Source organism: Pseudoalteromonas sp. S3260, from assembly GCF_005886925.1.
In the GTDB taxonomy this organism is placed as follows: Bacteria; Pseudomonadota; Gammaproteobacteria; order Enterobacterales; family Alteromonadaceae; genus Pseudoalteromonas; species Pseudoalteromonas tetraodonis.
Window position 1 is genome coordinate 36,123 of sequence record NZ_PNCV01000012.1, and the last position, 17,860, is coordinate 53,982.

Below are 17,860 nucleotides of genomic sequence, written 5' to 3' on the forward strand. Positions count from 1 at the left end.
ATTAATCACAGTGTTAAGTATTTGGGATGAATGAAATTGCACGCTATTTAACCGCTTTAATGTTGGTTTTTAGCTTAATGAGCTTGTTTATGTCCCTCAGGTGTTTACTAACTTTACGGGTATAGGAATTAAAGACCGCTTTAAAAAAATTGAATAATTACTCTATTAGGGTTGAAATTTAAAAATTCGAGCGTACACTTGTGCGCTGAAAGTTGAGCTTACACGTGTAGGCTCAAATATTTAAAGCCCAGCACATGTGTTTGCGTGAATTCGCTTAACACAAAGTGATGGGTAGTCGATTTAAGTAGAGAATTAATAACCATGCTAACTTCGGTATTAGACCAATTTTCAAAATGGTTTTTACACCATCAAAGCTTTGCCGCTTACATAGAGCCTTTAATACAGGTCGTTAAACCTGCATGGCGAGCCGGCTTTTTTCGTGCGCAAATTATTGATGTACACGCGTTGAGTGGTCAGTTTTTAAGTGTAACGCTTAAACCCAATAAACAGTGGCGCGCCCACATTGCGGGCCAGCATATTAGTTTAACGCTTGAGCTCAACGGGCGTTTGCTTACCCGTGTATTTACGCTTGCTTGCAGCCCCGCGCAATACAAAGCAACCGGATTGCTGCGAGCTTTAATTAAAACCAATGAGCAAGGACGTTTTACAGCTCAGTTGCAAAACGCATTAAAAGCGCAGTCGTGGTGTAATATTTCTGCGCCAAGTGGCGACTTTGTATTTAAAAGCTGGCATAAAGCCAGCACCTTTGTTGCTGGTGGCTCGGGTATTACACCTATGCTAGCAATGCTTAGCCAGCAATTAGCAAATACTCAACACACCATTAAATTACTGTATTTTGCAAAAGCTAATGAGCACCAATGCGTTGAAGAACTTGCCGCATTAGCAGAGCGTTATGTGCATTTTTCTTACTTGTTACTCACTCGTGATAAGAGCCCGCAATTAACTACGCATATAAACATCGGTGACAATCCTGATATTTACTGCTGTGGGCCAGCAGCGTTTATGCAAAAAATTGCACATTTTGCAAACCAGCATCATTTAACCTATTACCAAGAAGCCTTTAGCCTTGCATTGCCAAGCTTAAATGATGACAGTCAATTTACTGTAAAAATTAATAATGATCACCACGACGTAGCAGCGAATGAGGTGTTGTTAACTCAGTTTGAGGCAAAAAAACTACCTGTGCAGCGAGGGTGTGGGATTGGTATTTGTCATCAATGCCAGTGCATTAAAAAAACGGGCGTGGTGCGCAATTTAAAAACCGGTGAGTTATCAGATAACGGCGAGCAGTTAATTCAACTGTGTGTTAGCCAAGCGGTCAGTGATTTGGAGTTACAGCTATGACAACCATAAATTATCAACAATTAGCCGAAGATTTAGATGGTATAAAAATGTCGACGCTTGCCAAAGTAGGGCAAAAGGATGCTAATTATATACGCTCTATTGTCCGCAAGCAGCGACTGTGCGAAATAGGTGGGCGCATTTTATTAATGCTTGGTTTTATTCAGCCCTTACTTTGGGTGGCGGGTGTGTTATTACTGGCTTTGGCTAAAATCCTCGATAATATGGAAATTGGCCACAATGTAATGCATGGTCAATACGATTGGATGAACGACAAACAGCTTAATTCAAAAACATACGAGTGGGATATAGCCTGCGACGGCCAAAGCTGGAACCGCGTTCATAACTTTGAGCACCATACTTACACTAATATTATCGGCAAAGATCGTGACTTTGGTTATGGCTTATTAAGATTAAGCAACGACTTTAAATGGCGATTAAAAAATACATGGCAGTTTATTACCTATTTAAATTTAAGCGTGCTGTTTCAGTGGGGCGTATCGTATCATGAGCTGGCGGGTGAGCGAGTATTTATAGGTAAAAAGAAGCCAAACCGTAAAGGCGCTGTAGCGCATAGCACGTTAAAAAAACGCTTTTTTAGTAAAGGCGCGCGCCAATTAATTAAAGACTATGTTTTGTTTCCACTTTTAGCGGGGCCTCTGTTTTTATGGGTGCTAAGCGGTAACTTATTGGCGAACCTAATTCGTAATTTATGGACATCAACCATTATTTTTTGTGGCCATTTTACCGAGCAAACCCATACCTTTTACGAGCAAGATTGTGAAAACGAAAGTCAAGGTCAATGGTATTATCGCCAAGCGCTGGGGTCGTCAAACATTAAAGGGGCGCGTTGGTTTCATATTTTAACGGGGCACTTGAGTTTTCAAATTGAACACCACTTATTTCCTGATATGCCATCGTCACGCTACCAAGAAATAGCACCACAAGTGCAAGCTGCTTTACAAAAGCAGGGCATTGCATACAACACCGGCGGTTTTTTTCACCAATATACGTCAGTGTTAAAACGTATATTTCGTTATTCATTTAAATAGAGGTTAATAAAATAGCCGCTATTATGATGTATGCATTAAATAATCAGCTAACCTTAAATTGTTAGCTGATTATTGCATTAAAGAGTTAGTAAGTGCTTTTTTGGTTAAATAATCATCAGTACATGCAAAAAATTCGTCTAATTAATTTAAAAACACCCTGTTTTGCTATGGTTAAATAGTAGCGGGTTGTCATACAATGGAGAAAAATAGACCACACAAGAGAGAATAAAAATGGCCGCATTTGGTACTGTGTTTATGCCGCAGATGATTCAAGCTAAGTTTTCTGACAATCAGTGGGGCGAAAGCTCAATTGTTCCTTGCGATAAGCTTGAGTTGCATGCAGGTGCACACGTTCTTCATTATTCAAGTACATGTTTTGAAGGTTTAAAAGCCTTTCGCCATGAAGATGGTTCGGTAAATATTTTTAGAATGGATGCAAATATTGCGCGTATGCAGCAAAGTTCTGAATTATTAAGTTTACCTGCTGTTGATGGCGAGATGCTAAAAACAATGATCATCGATATTGTTCGTGAATACGCCGATGAAACGCCGCTTCCTCCTGGTTCTATGTATATTCGCCCAACCCACATTGGTACGGAAGCTGCCATTGGCAAAGCGGCTGCGCCTTCAATGAGTTCATTGCTTTATACGTTATTATCGCCAGTGGGTGACTACTTTTCAGGTGGTGCTACCGCGCTACGTGTTTTATTAGAAGAAGACGGCATGCGCTGTGCCCCGCATATGGGTATGATTAAAAGCGGTGGTAACTATGCTAGCGCGCTTGGCCCAATATCAGCAGCGCGCACTAAATATAAAGCCGACCAAATTTTATTTTGCCCAGGTGGCGATGTGCAAGAAACCGGCGCGGCCAACTTCATATTAATTGATGGCAACGAAATCATTACTAAAGCACTCGACAGCACCTTTTTACATGGTGTTACTCGTAATAGTATTTTAACCATTGCGAAAGATTTAGGAATGACGGTAAGCGAGCGTAACTTTACCGTAACTGAGCTTTTAGAGCGTGCAGCAAAACCAGGTACAGAGGCAGCACTTTCAGGCACTGCAGCAGTATTAACACCAGTAGGTACGTTTATCCATAACGATAAAGAATACAAAGTGGGTAATGGTGAACCAGGACCAACAACAGCACGTTTACGTCAAGCATTGAACGATATTCAATGGGGTAAAAGTGAAGATACACACGGTTGGTTAACTAAAATCTAATCGGGTTCAAATTCATTAAAAAGCCACACTAAATAGTGTGGCTTTTTGTTTTTAGCTGCAGCTTAAAATTTCATTTCAACTTTGCCGTAAACATAGCGGCCATTAAAACCAAATGGCGAAAAGCCCGAGTAAGAGAACAAACGAGAGAAAGTGGTTACATCGCTCACTAAATCACGCGTTGGATCTGGGTATACATCAAACACATTATTCGCGCCTAAGCTCAGAGTAATGTTGTTATTAAGTGCATAGGCAACATCTAAGTCGGTGATCCACTTTGGCTTGAGCATTTCGTTACGCTCTGGAATTTCTGATGGGTCTTGTGTTTCACCATAGCGAGTGCTGCGAAGTGTGGTACGCCATTCGTTTAGTGTCCATGTAGCGCTTAGGTTGTATTTATTACGCGGGGTACTTACTTCAAAACGACGCAGTTCATTACCCGAGAACAAATTATCTTGTTCAACACCTACGCTTTGTAGCTCAGCGGGTGGGGCAATAATATTAGTCACTTCGTTTTTGCCGTAGTTATAGCCTAAATTAAACGCTACATCACCGTAGTTATCACTCATTAGGTTGTAAGAGGCAACCACATCAACGCCACGGGTTTTGCTATCAATCGCGTTTAAGAAAAACCGCCCTTGGTTAGCTCCAGTGCCCTCAAGTAAGCTTGCTACACCTGCACCCGACAGGTTATTTGATAACACAATACGGTCATCAATTAATATTTGGTAATAATCCACAGATAAGCTGAAATTAAAGTCGGTTGACCAGGTAAAACCTACCCCGTAGTTGGTGGCTTCTTCTGCATCTAAGCCCGGTGATCCCAATGCAACGGCTACATCACTGCTTGGGGCAAACGTCCCTGTTTGTGTTGGAATACCATCAACAAACACGGTGGCCACTGAAGTAAAATATTGCTGTTGCAGAGAGGGCGCTCTAAAGCCGGTTGATACAGAGCCGCGTAATGCTAAATCTTCTGTTAGCGTATAACGGGTGGCAATTTTACCATTAAGCGTATCGCCAAAGTCAGAGTAGTCTTCATAACGCGCTGCGACGGCAACGTTCCAGTTATCTGTAATAAAGGCTTCTAAATCAACGTAAAGGCTAACATTATGGCGGCTGTTATCACCCGCAGACTCAGGTGTGAAACCTGGGAATACTTGCGAACCTGCAGAGCCAAATGGGCCATTAACTGGGTCGGTTACTGCGCCACCAGGGCCAAAAGTGCCCTGTGCATATGAGGCTTCTTCGCCTGCCTGAATTTCGTAGCCTTCACGACGATACTCAGCACCCACTGCGACGTTAATTCCGCTAGCTAAAAAGTCAGCATCAATCTCGCGGCTAAAATCAAGATTAATAGTCAGCTGATCGTAGGTAAGTGTACCGGCATCAAAACTGGTTTGACTGCTAGGTCCATATGAGGTGTTTAAGCTATCAATAACACCAAAGTTAAAGGCATCTTGGCCGTATACAGCAGAAGCGTCGTAATTCCATTCATTAGCAAAACCTTTTACGCCGAGTGCTAACGAAAAATCGTCAATATCTGAGGTGATCACCGGTAAAAAGCCATCAGGATAAATTTCTGTTACGTTACGGCTGTCTTGTGCGCGACGATAAAAACCTCCGCCTTCGCCTTCACGCTTGCTGTAAGAGCCAAACGAGTAGAGCTCGGCATCGTTAGTTAATTGATAACCGGCATTATAAAACAGCGCGAAGTCTTCAACGGTGCCATTGCCAAAGTTATGATTGTAACGATCCCATGTGAACTCACGCGGATCAAGAGAGCCATCAGGTAGGCGGGCGTAATTTTCGCGCTGGTCATAATCAGAGCGATTCGTTGAGCTACGGTCGCGATATTCAGTAGAAATACTTAAAAAGCCGTTATCGCCCAATTCAAACCCCATATTACCTTGCAGGGTTAAGGTTTGGCCGTCGGTAAGCGAGCGGTCACTGCCTTCATTAAAGGCTAAGTTGCCATTGGCGTCTTCAGAAACGGATTCTAGTTGAGGCACACCCTGCATTTCGGTGATGTTTGCTCCATATACAGCACCTAGGCTGCCGCCACTGCTATTACTTTTAAGGACAATATTGATCACACCGGCAATGGCGTCTGAGCCATATTGCGCTGCGGCACCGTCGCGTAATACTTCTATTCGCTCAATGGCATTGGCTGGAATAGCGTTTAAATCAACCGATGATGATCCACGACCGGTTGAACCGTTTAAATTAAGCAGTGCATTACTATGGCGACGTTTACCATTTACGAGCACTAAGGTGTGATCAGGTGCTAAGCCACGCAGTTGAGCTGGGCGCACATGGTCGCTGCCATCGGTGATTGATGGCTGAGGGAAATTAAAGCTTGGTAATAAGGTGCTCAGTAGTGCATTGGTTTCAGTTTGCCCTGAACTTTTTAGGGCATCGCCGCTAATGATATCAATCGGAACTGGGCTGTCTTCAACTGTGCGGCCGAGTCGGCGAGAGCCAATTACACTAATTTGTTCAATATTTTCTTCTGCTTGTGTGTCTTGCTGTGCGGCATTTACCGACCACGAGCCAAGTAGTGCAGTGGCAACACTGAGTGTAATGGTTTTTTTTGCTGTAAATAGCTGTTTTAGTTGCATGATTAGTTTCCCTCATTCAATGCTCTACAGGTAATTCAATTATTAATGAACTAATTGAAACTTCTGTTGTCAAGGTAGACCATTTTTACAACCAAGGTCAATTGAATTACATTCAATCTACAATTTATTTACAGTAGCGGGTGGAGTATTTGAGTAGCTTGTAGCGTAAGTCGCCATTTACCATTTAATTTTACCTGTGAGCATATCTTTAAACATTATCCAATCGCCCCATAAACTATATAACGGGTGCTTAAATGTAGCAGGGCGGTTTTTTTCAAAAAAGAAATGCCCAACCCACGCAAAGCCATAACCAATCACCGGTAATAACCATAACAATACAAATTGTGAGCTAATAAGCGCATAGCCGGTCAAAAGCAACACTAAACTACTGCCAATAAAATGCAGCCTGCGACAAGTTTTATTACGATGCTCTTTTAGATAGTAAGAGTAAAAGCGCTTAAAGCTGATAAAAGATTCAGTTTCTGTCATTACTTAGCCTATTGGTGTTTAAACGTTGTTCATTAATGTATTTAAGCGTAACTAAGCGCAGGTTAACAGCGATAAATGACGTTTACCGCATCTTAATAGACAAAAGCAGTAAAAGTTAATAACTTAGAGTGATTATCAATAAGGGAATAAAATAACAATGCTAAAAAAAACACTGACCTGTGCGGTTGTAATCGCACTTGCGGGTTGTTCACAACCTGCAGAAAACACCTCTCAAAATGAAGTAAAAACAGCAATGAAAGCAGTTAACTCTCTAGATTACCCTGAAACTAAAAAAGGCACAGTGGTTGACACTTACTTTGGTGAAACTGTGGCTGATCCGTATCGTTGGTTAGAAGATGATATGAGTGATGAAACGGCTCAATGGGTTAAAACACAAAATAACTTAACTTTTTCATATTTAGAGCAAATACCGTACAGAGATACGTTAAAGCAGCGCCTTGAAAAGTTAATGAACTACGAAAAAATCAGCGCGCCGTTCACCGAAGGTGATTACACCTATTTTTACAAAAATGATGGCCTGCAAAATCAGTACGTTTTATACCGCAGTAAAGACGGCGGCGAGGCTGAGATTTTCTTAGATCCTAATACCTTTAGTGAAGATGGTACCACTTCAATGTCGGGCTTATCATTTTCAGAAGACGGCTCATTGTTAGCATACCAAATATCGGAAGGTGGCAGTGATTGGCGTAAAATCATTGTTATAGACACCGAAACCAAAGAGCAAGTAGAGCAAGCACTGGTTGATGTTAAATTTAGTGGCGTAAGTTGGTTGGCAAATGATGGTTTTTATTATTCAAGCTACGACAAACCAGAAGGCAGTGAGCTTTCTGCAAAAACTGATCAACATAAAGTGTACTATCATAAATTAGGCCAAGCCCAAAGCGAGGATACGCTAGTATTTGGCGATACCGCTGAGCAAAAACACCGTTATGTAGGCGCTAAAGCGACCAAAGATGGCCGTTTCTTGTTTATTAGTGCCAGCGTATCAACCTCTGGTAATAAGTTATTTATTAAAGATTTAACCAAGCCAGATAGCGAATTTGTGACTGTAGTGGGTAATACCGACTCTGATACCAGCGTAATTGACAACGAAGGCAGCAAGCTATTTTTGGTTACTAACTTAAATGCACCAAATAAAAAAGTAGTGACGGTTGATGCAAGCAATCCACAGCCTGAAAACTGGCAAGATTTTATCCCAGAAACTGAAAACGTACTTAATGTAACCCTTGGCGGTAATACGTTTTTTGCCAACTACATGGTTGATGCTATTTCTAAAGTGAAACAGTACAACAAACAAGGCGAATTGATCCGCGAAATTAGTTTACCAGGCGTCGGTACGGCGAGTGGCTTTGGCGGTAAAAAAGAGCAAACTACGCTTTATTATTCATTTACTAACTACAAAACGCCAGGTACAACTTACAGCTTTGACGTGCAAAGCGGTGAGTCAAAAGTATACCGTAAGTCAGGGATAGATTTTAATAGCGATAACTATACCTCTGAGCAAGTATTTTATACCTCTAAAGATGGCACTAAAGTACCGATGATTATCACTTATAAAAGTGATATTAAATTAGATGGCAGCAACCCAACTATTTTATATGGCTATGGTGGCTTTAATATAAGCTTAACACCTCGCTTTAGCTCTACAACAGCAGCTTGGCTTGAGCAAGGTGGCGTATACGCAGTTGCTAATATTCGTGGTGGTGGTGAATACGGTAAAGAGTGGCATAAAGCAGGTACACAATTGCAAAAGCAAAACGTATTTGACGACTTTATTGCTGCAGCTGAATACTTACAAGATAAAAAATACACCTCTAAAAAACGCTTAGCACTGCGTGGTGGTTCAAACGGTGGGTTATTAGTGGGTGCTGTAATGACCCAGCGACCTGACTTGTTTCAAGTTGCGTTACCTGCGGTAGGCGTATTGGATATGCTTCGTTATCATACATTTACAGCTGGCGCTGGTTGGGCATACGATTACGGAACTAGCGACCAAAGTAAAGAAATGTTTGATTACTTAAAAGGCTACTCGCCAATTCATAACGTAAAAGCAGGGGTTGAATATCCGGCGACGATGATCACTACAGGCGATCATGATGACCGCGTTGTACCGTCGCATTCATTTAAATTTGCAGCTGAACTTCAAGCGAATCAAGCAGGTACTAATCCAACGCTTATCCGTATTGAAACCAATGCAGGCCATGGTGCAGGTACACCAACCAGTAAAATTATTGACCTTTATGCCGACATGTATGGTTTCACGCTTTACAACATGGGCATTAAATCACTGTAGTGTGATTTTTTTAAACTAACGAAAAGCCGAGTTACGTAAGTGACTCGGCTTTTTTATGTTGACTAACCTGAGTCCAGATTAGCTAACTTATTGTATGGGGGAGAACAACCGTTGATAGGTTTTATAAGCGTATTCGTCGCTCATACCGCTTAAATAGTCACAAATAATACGCATACCTTGATTGTGTTTTTCAGCTTCAAGGTACAGTGCCTGCGTGGTTTCGGGTAATAAGCGCAGCGGATCGCTGGCAAACGCAGTAAATAATTCTATGAGTAGGTTTTGCCCTTTAAATTCTATTTGCTGCATTTGTGGGTCGCGTATTAAACGCTGAAATACAAAGTGTTTGAGGATCTGTAGCACATTTTCGTATTGCTGATCTAATTTTGCTGTGTGCTTTAAAATAGGGCACTCAAATTCATTGTTTTGGGTATCTAAATGAATATGAATAATAAAGGTATTCACCAGTTCGCCTATGGCGTCTTTTCGCTCATGTTCATACTTTGAAAATAACCGCTTGGAGAGTGACTCCAGCAAAGTGTTTAACCAGTCATAGTCAAGAGCTTGTAAATGCGGCAATGCATGGGTTAGCCAATCGTCTAAACTAAGAACATCGGTAGCAATTGCATCTTCAAGATCGTGAACGGCATAAGCAATGTCATCAGCCAGTTCCATAATGGCACTGTCGAGTGATTTATAACGGGTTTTAGCGCGGTAAGCATCTGCGTGTTCTTGGCTAGATAATAACGCTTTATCACTTGCGCTAAGAGGCTCAATAATCCAATTAAATATCGCGGCATCGTCATTGTAAATACCTTTGGCTGGTCGCCAGTCATCGGCTTTTATAAACGCACGCTGTTTATTTTCTTGTGGGATGTTATGCCAAAGGTTATCAATAAAAGCTGGGTACTTAATAAATCCTAACAAGGTGCGTCTAGTTAAGTTCATGCCGTAGCCGTTACTATAGGGCTCTAGCTTTGCCACAATGCGCAGTGTTTGTGCGTTACCCTCAAAACCACCATGATCACGCATCATATAGTTAAGTGCAATTTCTCCGCCGTGCCCAAAGGGCGGATGGCCGATGTCGTGCGCTAAACATAAGGTTTCGAGTAATCCGGTTGATGGGAAATGTTCAAAGCGAGGGTGCTGGGCTTTTAAGTGGCGTAATATGCCCGTGCCTATTTGCGATACTTCTAAAGAATGGGTAAGACGTGTGCGATAAAAGTCATTTAAACCAATACCCATTATTTGAGTTTTTGCTTGAAGGCGTCTAAATGCTGCAGCATGAATAATTCGAGAGCGGTCTATTTGCCAAGGAGAGCGGTTATCGTTTGGGCGGTGCTTATATTGTTCAATTATTCTATTTTGCCACTGTTTATCCATGTCACAACCTATCTCTATATCTACGACTTTAACGCTTAGTATATTATAAATAATTCACAATAGGCGTATGAATTTTATTCAGTTGTTCGGTATTCGCGTTTATAAAGTGGCTTAGGTATAATGAGCGTTCGTATGTATGTGACTACACCATACATAACTTAGAGTTTAATTGAGATAATACATGTTAAAAACTATTTTTCAGTTGTTGTTAGCCGCCCTTGTTATTTGGGCACTTACTCATCCATTTATACAAACTGATGAGTTTGTTTCAGATGAACAAACACGTGCTGACGACATTAAAAAAGAAAAGAAGAAAGAAAAACCATTGCACAATGTTAAGTTGCCAAAATTCTCAGAATACACCGATGTAAAAGAGAAAAAGCATGCGTTTTTTAACTTCATTAAGCCCCATGTAGAAGCCGAAAACAAAAAGATTTTACAGCAACGTGCAAACATTGAAATTGCGCGCATGATGCTAGAGCACGACGAGCCGTTAAGTAAAAAACAAGCGAGCGATATTAAAAAAATACTTAAATTATACCGCTTACCTGAAACCTTAGATACGCTTACACTAACTCAAGCGCTGCGCCGTGTAGATATTATTCCTAAAGAACTTGCCCTAATGCAAGCTGCTAATGAGTCGGCATGGGGTACCTCACGCTTTGCCCGAATAGGCTTAAACTTTTTTGGCCAATGGTGCTACAAAAAAGGCTGTGGCATGGTGCCAAGAAGACGTAATAATGAAGCTGAGCATGAAGTGGCTGCATTTAAATCGGTTCGCGCTGCTGTAACGTCATATTTTAGAAATATTAATACGCATAATGCCTATAAACAATTACGCAGTATACGTGAGGATTTACGCGCACAGCAAAAGCCAATTAAGGCGACTAAGCTAACCCTTGGGCTGATGTCCTACTCAGAGCGTGGTGAAGCGTATATTGAAGAGCTAAATACGATGATCAATCAAAACCGAGCGTACTTTGATGAATAAACCAGTATTAAAATTAGTTACGACTATAGCGACCTGCTTTTTAGCAATAGCGGCAAATAACACCTATGCTAAAGAGTTTGTTATGTCGTATGACGGTTTTTACGACCGTTTAAAAGTAGTAAACAAAGGCGATTTTCAGTATGCCCGCGTAAACTTTTATATTAGCGATATTGGTACTAACGAAGTATGTAGTATCAAAAGCGGGACTATTTTAACTGAAAAAAATGAGTACCCGCTTAATTACACTGACAAAGCGCAACTGTTATTACCGTATGATAAGCAGCTCGATACTGACAAAGCGGTGATTGTGGTTCAGCCTAAAAATCCGGTTCATGATTGTCAGTTAAAGCTTCAAATAGAGGCCAACGAGCTAGAAGGGCTAACCTTTTCAAAGCAATCATTATTAACCATTAATAATGAGCTTGAAGCGCTTTTAACAGACTTGTCGGGCTTTTTTGTTAGCAAACTAATGTGGTATTTACTGCCTGAGCAAAAAGGGGTGGTTGTTACTTTTAACGCGCCTAAACAATTTGATGATGAGCGCATAACATGCGAAGAATCAGTATGTTATTTTGAAGTAACAGACAGCTGGCAAAACGACACCAAAGTATTGGCTGATATAAACGAGGTAGTTAAAGTAACGCCTTGGATCAGTAAGTAATAAAATTAATTGGTTTGATTATAAAGCGGGGTCATGTTTGCCCCCGCTTTTTTATAGCTAAATTAAATGATGGCAGTGGGAGCTTTGGTTAATAAGCTTTTTTCATCATGAGTAACAACTTTATTTCGGCCCGTTTCTTTAGCAAGGTAAAGGCATTTATCAGCTTGTAATAGCAGCTCTTGCATATTTAAATCGCGTATAAGTGCGCTACTTACTCCAGCACTAACAGACAGTGCAATACTATTACCGTTAAAATAAAAAGGATATTGATCAATACTTCTGCATAGCTTTTGGGCTAACTGCCTTGCTTGAGTAAGATTTTTTTGGTTAAGGAAAATAGCAAACTCTTCTCCGCCAATTCGAGCGGTAATGCCTGCTTCAAAAAACAATTCGTTAATATGTTGTGCAATCCACTTTATTGCTTCGTCGCCAGTTTCATGACCATATCGGTCGTTCACTTGTTTAAAAAGATCGATATCGAGCATAATTAACGACACTCTGCTGTTAAGTGGTGCAGTGTGGGTTATTTTTTTACACAGGCGGAAAAAGCCTCGCCTGTTTAATAATTGTGTGAGCGGATCGTGATTAGCTAAGTTTATTAGTTTTGATTCTTCATTGGCAAAAGCAATAAACGGCAGAATTAACGCACTGGCTGTGGTTAAAAATAAATGCGAGACCAATAATAGTTGTAACCCTGCGGCTAAGTTCGCCTGACTAATTTGGCTAAAGTAGGGTAAAACAAGGAGTACAACTTGCAACAGCATTACTACACTGTGTAGTGAAAAGCAGGCAATTAGTAGTCGTTGCTGTACTTTAGCAACACTGGGGGTTTTGATCATTAAATAGGCCGCGTAGCTAAATAGTACGGCAGTAATGATACTGGTAATAATTTGCCCCGCATCAATGAGATACACAGTAAGTAGCAATGTGCAACATATAGCACAAGCATAATATAAAGGCGTTAGCTTCACTGCAGGCACCGTACTTTGTGGTATTAACCCTAAAATAAGCAGGAGTGGGGTTAAAATAATAAATAGGTAAGCAAAAAAGTAAGTTAAAAGTGGATAGTCAATCTATCCTCTCAAACCAATCAGGGCAATAGCGGTTATAAACGAGCAGCAGGCAGTAGCAAAAAATAAAAAGCTAGGTTGTTTTTTATATGAATACACTGAAAAAAAGAACACTGCAATAAACAAGTTAAGAATAAAACAGAGGCTAATTAATGTGGGTAAATGAAGCATGTTTTAGTTGCTCTTTTAGCTGAATAAGAAATAACGCTTAACTCATTATTAGGTAGTAACACTAAAATAGCAAGGGAGTAAAAAGTATTAACTTTATACTCCCTCGCTACAAACTTAACCCTTTAAGGCCTCTCGTTAAACTAAACTTTTTAATGCGGCATCGATTTCAGAAAAGTGAAAACGGTAATTATTTTCTAATGCTTTTTTAGGCACCACAAATTGGCCGGTTGTGAGTAGATCTGCCATTTCTCCCATTAAAACATTCAGCACAGCTGCAGGCATGGGCATAAAAGCAGGGCGTGACAATGCTTTGCCCAATGATTGGCTAAATTGTTTATTGCTCACCGGATGCGGGGCAGTGGCATTTACAGCACCAGAGATATCTTGATTACGAATCAAAAATAAAATGAGCTGCACCATGTCATCAATGTGGATCCATGACATACCTTGCTCGCCATTGCCAATTGGCCCGCCTAAACAAAGCTTAAATGCAGGCAACATTTTTCCAAGTGCACCGCCTTTTTTAGCCAGTACAATACCTGTGCGAAGTAAGCAAACACGAGTATCGTCAGACTCAGCTTTTAATGCAGCAAGCTCCCAATCTTTACAAAGTTGGTGACTAAATTCATCGTGGGGTTCTGTGTTGTTTTCATCAACTTGGGCTTTACCTTGGCGACCATAATAGCCTATTGCACTGCCTGAAATAAACGTATGTGGCGGTGTATGACATTGACTAATTGCATCACTTATGGCTTGGGTAATAATAATTCGGCTATCGCGTATTTTTGCTTTTTGTTTATCACTCCAGCGTTTATTAACGATAGGTTCGCCGGCTAAATTAATGACAATATCGACCGTATTAAAATCGACATCGTCTAAGCTGCTAATAGCATTTACTCTGTGGCCTAACAACACTTTAGCTTTGGTTGGGTTTCTACTCAGTACCGTAATGTCGTGGTGGTGCAACAAGAAAGGGCAAAGGTGCCTACCAATTAAGCCCGTGGCGCCTGTAAAAAATATATGCATTGCAACTCCAAAATTATAAATAAAGCGGGATGTTTAAAATTTATACTCCCCAGCTCAACGATTTGCAAATTTATACGTACTAATCATTATTATGATCACCCATAAATATTTCATTCTATTGGGTTTTGCCTTACACTGAAGCCAAATAACAGCAATAGGATAAGAGTATTGGCAAGTTTAACTGGGGTAAATAAAAGCTTAATTATTTTTGCAGCGTTGGTCATTGTATTAGCGGGCATTAAAGCCGCAAGTGCTATTGTTATTCCGTTTATTTTGGCAGCATTCATCGCCATTATTTGTAGCCCACTCATTAATTTTTTTGCTCGCTACCGTATTCCAAAAGGCATAGCGGTGGTGCTTGTAGTGCTTATTATTATGGGCTTAGGTGTTAGCTTAGGCGGTTTAGTGGGGCAGTCGGTTAACGATTTTTCAAAGCAGTTACCTGAATACAAAGCACAGTTAAAAGAAGAATTTGTATGGCTGGTTGATATGGCCTCGCAATACAATATTTTAATTAATAAAGAACAAATTTTGTCTATGTTCGACCCCGGTAAAATGGTTGATGTTGCCACCAATATGCTAACCGGCTTAGGTAGCGTAATGGCCAATATGTTTTTAATTATTTTAACGGTTGTTTTTATGCTGTTTGAAGGGCCCATACTTGGTAAAAAAATACATTTAGCACTAGACGACCCCGATAGTAAAATTAAGCAAATTGACCGCTTTTTAGACTCTATCAACTCTTATTTGGCTATTAAAACCCTAGTAAGTTTAGCCACCGGTGTAATTGCTGGTTTTTACTTGTGGATACTCGATGTTGATTACTTTGTACTTTGGGGTGTATTGGCATTTATGCTTAATTACATTCCTAACATTGGTTCAATCATAGCGGCTGTGCCAGCACTGTTAATGGCGCTTATTACTCAAGGCCCCTTAGTGGCAGGGCTTGTTGGCGCGGGTTATTTAACTATAAACACCGTAATGGGTAATATTGTTGAGCCTAAATACATGGGTAAAGGGTTAGGGCTTTCTACGTTAGTGGTGTTTTTATCGTTAATATTTTGGGGCTGGCTATTAGGCTCTGTGGGTATGTTGTTATCGGTGCCGTTAACCATGATTGTAAAAATAGCGCTAGAAGCCAGTGACGAAGGGCGTTGGTTAGCAACCATGCTTGGCACAGGTGAAGAAACCGTTATCAGATCAGAAGACTAATACCTTACAAAGGCGTGGCTAAGCACGCCTTTAACATTATTAAATATTTATTAAATTAGCTAAGGCGCTATCTACGGCGTTTATAGCCCCCTCTAAATAGCCAGCCTCCTGCTTTGCAAACTCACTGCCCACAAAATGCACTTTTAACTGTTTAAGCTGCTCGCCAAGCCCTGAAAAATTAAATTCAGGATGCTGCGATACACCTAGTTGGTCATCCTTGTTGGCCACAAATTCATCCTCAGCCCAATCTTTTATCGTGCAATCAGTGACAGTATAAGCCTGCTCACCATAAAAATAGCCAAGCTGATCAAGGCAAGCTTGGGTTAATTGCTCGCGAGTTACTTGACTGCGCTGCAAGTAAGACACACCAATAAAGCCAAATAGAGCAGGGTGAGCATGATCACTTGCTGAGGCATCATGAATTTCTACCATTGGGCCAACACGGCTAAAACATTGCCCCGATAAGTTTTTATCTCGCCAAAAAGCGTGCTCAAAGGTGGCAACAAACTTTGCTTGGCCTGCCATCCACGTAGGCACTGACGCTAAACGCTGTGTTAAAACATTATCAGCCCATAAATGCGGAGTTAAATGCTGGCCGATCATTCTAGGCGGTAACGCCAACAATAACTGATCGCAAGTAAAGTGCTGCGTACTCCCTTGGTAATTAGCGCTTATATGCCAGCCGTTGGAGAGCTTTTTCACTTCGCTAACAGCGTGTTCTAATTTAACGGTGTTTGGGTCAAGCTGCTGATAAAGCGCATTAATAAGCTCGTTCATACCGTTTTGAATTCTAAATAGCTGCATTTCGCCAGCCCCTGCAATTTGCTGAGCAGGGGCAGTATGCGATGCTTGATACAACACATCGCCTTGGGTGTATTGCTCAAAAACAGGGATGTTTAAATTAGTAACTAACTGTTGAATATTAAGCTGGTGCGGAAATATCCATGTTGGGCCTAAATCGTGGCCAATGGTGTTGTTGGTCGGTAAATAATGAGACGCAATTCTGCCACCTAAACTGGCTTTGGCCTCTAATAATAAAAACGGAATATCACGTTTTTTAAGGTTGTAAGCAGCATATAAGCCCGCTAAGCCACCACCAATAATAACCACAGGTTTATGCATTTTAAATCACTTTAGCTAAATCAATCTACTGATAGGTAGTTTGTGGTCTTTATGTGGTTTTGTCAAAACGTTTTAATCAACAAATTCGAGATCGCTTAAAAAGTCGTATATTAACTACAGAGCAAATCAACTTAGATATATAAAAATCCAGATAATAAGCTGTTTAAGAAAGACAACCAACAGTGTTTATGTATCGCTTATTTCAAATACCTGATGTTTGCTTATGATTATTGAGCATTGCTGCTATCTTTATTTATTACCAGTTCAAATCGCAAATAATATAAACAAGAATAAGGGCAAAAAACTAAAATGACTCAAAATAATAAAATTAACTATATTGAAATTCCTGCACAAAATATTGCAGCTACTAAGGCCTTTTTTAGTGACGTGTTTGGCTGGTCATTTGTAGATTATGGCCCAGAATACTGTAGCTTTGCCGCACAAGGGGTTGATGGTGGTTTCTTTAAATCTGACTTGGTTGTTGCTACTAAAAACGGAAGCCCGTTAATTGTGTTATACAGTAATGACCTTGAAGCGACTCAAAATAAAATTGAGCAAGCTGGAGGCAAAATAATTAAGCCTACATTTTCATTTCCAGGTGGTAGACGATTTCACTTTAGCGACCCAAATGGAAATGAATTTGCGGTATGGTCACAGTAGTCACACTGCAAACTATATAAATACAAAAATGCAGACTTTAAGGCTGCACTTCCTAAAATACCAATAAACTAACCACTAAATTAGCAAGCTTCAACACATAATGTTTAATTAGGAGCTGGTTAAAGCCCCATTTTAAGCTGCTGAATGAATTGCTCTATCATTGCTATTTCACACTCTTTATAAGTTACTACAGCTTCTGGTGAATTAGGCTGTTTTAACATATAACGCCACTGGCAACTTTTTTGAATGTACTTGTCTTTGGCGTTAAGACTTTGCTTAAACAATGATAAAATGTAGGTGTTACCAGTTTCGCTTTCTAATTCGGCCAGTTCAAAGATACGCTTTTGGATCCAGCTGTCTTGTTGCTGTTGCACTTTATTTAATTTGGCGTCTAAACATTGTGTGTAATCTTTAATTTGCTCGGGTAGGGCATTGTTTTGCAATGTACACTCTTGCGCTGCAGCCATACTTTGCTGCGCCCATAAAAATAGGCTCTATTAGCGTT

At 40.5% G+C, this 17,860-nt stretch carries 15 protein-coding genes; 8 read left to right on the forward strand and 7 right to left on the reverse strand.

Annotation, left to right across the window (positions count from 1 at the left end; translation table 11 throughout):
- Positions 1–321 precede the first annotated feature (321 nt).
- The 3 genes from CWC14_RS02885 (at position 322) to CWC14_RS02895 (ending at position 3,641) form a co-directional block, all read left to right on the forward strand.
- On the forward strand, positions 322–1,365 hold the full coding sequence (locus CWC14_RS02885; RefSeq protein ID WP_138561167.1) for a flavin reductase family protein: 1,044 nt from the start codon (positions 322–324) through the stop codon (positions 1,363–1,365).
- Positions 1,362–2,414 (forward strand): fatty acid desaturase family protein, encoded by a 1,053-nt coding sequence (locus tag CWC14_RS02890; protein WP_033103332.1) that lies wholly within the window; start codon positions 1,362–1,364, stop codon positions 2,412–2,414. The genes CWC14_RS02885 and CWC14_RS02890 overlap by 4 nt, the downstream gene beginning before the upstream one ends.
- Positions 2,415–2,639: 225 nt before the next feature.
- Positions 2,640–3,641 carry a branched-chain amino acid aminotransferase gene (locus CWC14_RS02895; RefSeq protein WP_288369064.1) on the forward strand — a complete coding sequence of 334 codons (1,002 nt, stop codon included), beginning with the start codon at positions 2,640–2,642 and terminating at the stop codon, positions 3,639–3,641.
- Between the two features lie 62 nt (positions 3,642–3,703).
- On the opposite strand, the gene CWC14_RS02900 is transcribed toward CWC14_RS02895, so the two are convergent.
- Positions 3,704–6,259 (reverse strand): TonB-dependent receptor plug domain-containing protein, encoded by a 2,556-nt coding sequence (locus CWC14_RS02900; protein WP_138561170.1) that lies wholly within the window; start codon positions 6,257–6,259, stop codon positions 3,704–3,706.
- 177 nt (positions 6,260–6,436) lie between these two features.
- Positions 6,437–6,748, reverse strand: a complete 312-nt coding sequence (locus CWC14_RS02905) for an Mpo1-like protein (RefSeq protein ID WP_138561173.1) — start codon at positions 6,746–6,748, stop codon at positions 6,437–6,439.
- Between the two features lie 157 nt (positions 6,749–6,905).
- Here CWC14_RS02905 and CWC14_RS02910 point away from each other — a divergent pair, with 157 nt between their 5' ends.
- Positions 6,906–9,062: a prolyl oligopeptidase family serine peptidase gene (locus CWC14_RS02910; protein WP_138561176.1), complete on the forward strand. Its 2,157-nt coding sequence runs from the start codon at positions 6,906–6,908 to the stop codon at positions 9,060–9,062.
- A gap of 87 nt (positions 9,063–9,149) precedes the next feature.
- Here the strand turns inward: CWC14_RS02910 and CWC14_RS02915 are convergent, their stop codons facing one another.
- On the reverse strand, positions 9,150–10,442 hold the full coding sequence (locus CWC14_RS02915) for an anti-phage deoxyguanosine triphosphatase (protein WP_138561180.1): 1,293 nt from the start codon (positions 10,440–10,442) through the stop codon (positions 9,150–9,152).
- A 181-nt stretch (positions 10,443–10,623) separates the two neighbouring features.
- On the opposite strand from CWC14_RS02915, the gene CWC14_RS02920 reads away from it, so the two are divergent.
- Positions 10,624–11,433, forward strand: coding sequence for a glucosaminidase domain-containing protein (locus tag CWC14_RS02920; RefSeq protein WP_013465099.1), 810 nt, complete (start codon positions 10,624–10,626; stop codon positions 11,431–11,433).
- Complete coding sequence (locus CWC14_RS02925; protein ID WP_138561182.1) at positions 11,426–12,094, forward strand: DUF2987 domain-containing protein; 669 nt, start codon at positions 11,426–11,428, stop codon at positions 12,092–12,094. Before CWC14_RS02920 ends, CWC14_RS02925 begins: the two co-directional genes overlap by 8 nt.
- 62 nt (positions 12,095–12,156) lie before the next feature.
- Here CWC14_RS02925 and CWC14_RS02930 read toward each other — a convergent pair whose 3' ends face one another.
- Both CWC14_RS02930 and CWC14_RS02935 read right to left on the reverse strand, forming a co-directional pair.
- On the reverse strand, positions 12,157–13,065 hold the full coding sequence (locus tag CWC14_RS02930) for a GGDEF domain-containing protein (RefSeq protein ID WP_249928680.1): 909 nt from the start codon (positions 13,063–13,065) through the stop codon (positions 12,157–12,159).
- Between the two features lie 405 nt (positions 13,066–13,470).
- A complete protein-coding gene (locus tag CWC14_RS02935) occupies positions 13,471–14,361 on the reverse strand; it encodes a TIGR01777 family oxidoreductase (protein WP_138561184.1) in 891 nt (296 codons plus the stop codon).
- 168 nt (positions 14,362–14,529) lie between these two features.
- Between CWC14_RS02935 and CWC14_RS02940 the strand changes: the two genes are divergently transcribed.
- The gene (locus CWC14_RS02940; protein ID WP_138561186.1) at positions 14,530–15,573 is read left to right on the forward strand and encodes an AI-2E family transporter; all 1,044 of its coding nucleotides are present in this window, start codon (positions 14,530–14,532) and stop codon (positions 15,571–15,573) included.
- Positions 15,574–15,612: 39 nt separating this feature from the next.
- On the opposite strand, the gene CWC14_RS02945 is transcribed toward CWC14_RS02940, so the two are convergent.
- On the reverse strand, positions 15,613–16,695 hold the full coding sequence (locus tag CWC14_RS02945; RefSeq protein WP_138561188.1) for a flavin monoamine oxidase family protein: 1,083 nt from the start codon (positions 16,693–16,695) through the stop codon (positions 15,613–15,615).
- A 309-nt stretch (positions 16,696–17,004) separates the two neighbouring features.
- Between CWC14_RS02945 and CWC14_RS02950 the strand changes: the two genes are divergently transcribed.
- Positions 17,005–17,355 (forward strand): VOC family protein, encoded by a 351-nt coding sequence (locus CWC14_RS02950; RefSeq protein WP_138561190.1) that lies wholly within the window; start codon positions 17,005–17,007, stop codon positions 17,353–17,355.
- A gap of 119 nt (positions 17,356–17,474) precedes the next feature.
- Here the strand turns inward: CWC14_RS02950 and CWC14_RS02955 are convergent, their stop codons facing one another.
- Positions 17,475–17,822, reverse strand: coding sequence for a hypothetical protein (locus CWC14_RS02955; protein ID WP_249928681.1), 348 nt, complete (start codon positions 17,820–17,822; stop codon positions 17,475–17,477).
- Positions 17,823–17,860 lie beyond the last annotated feature (38 nt).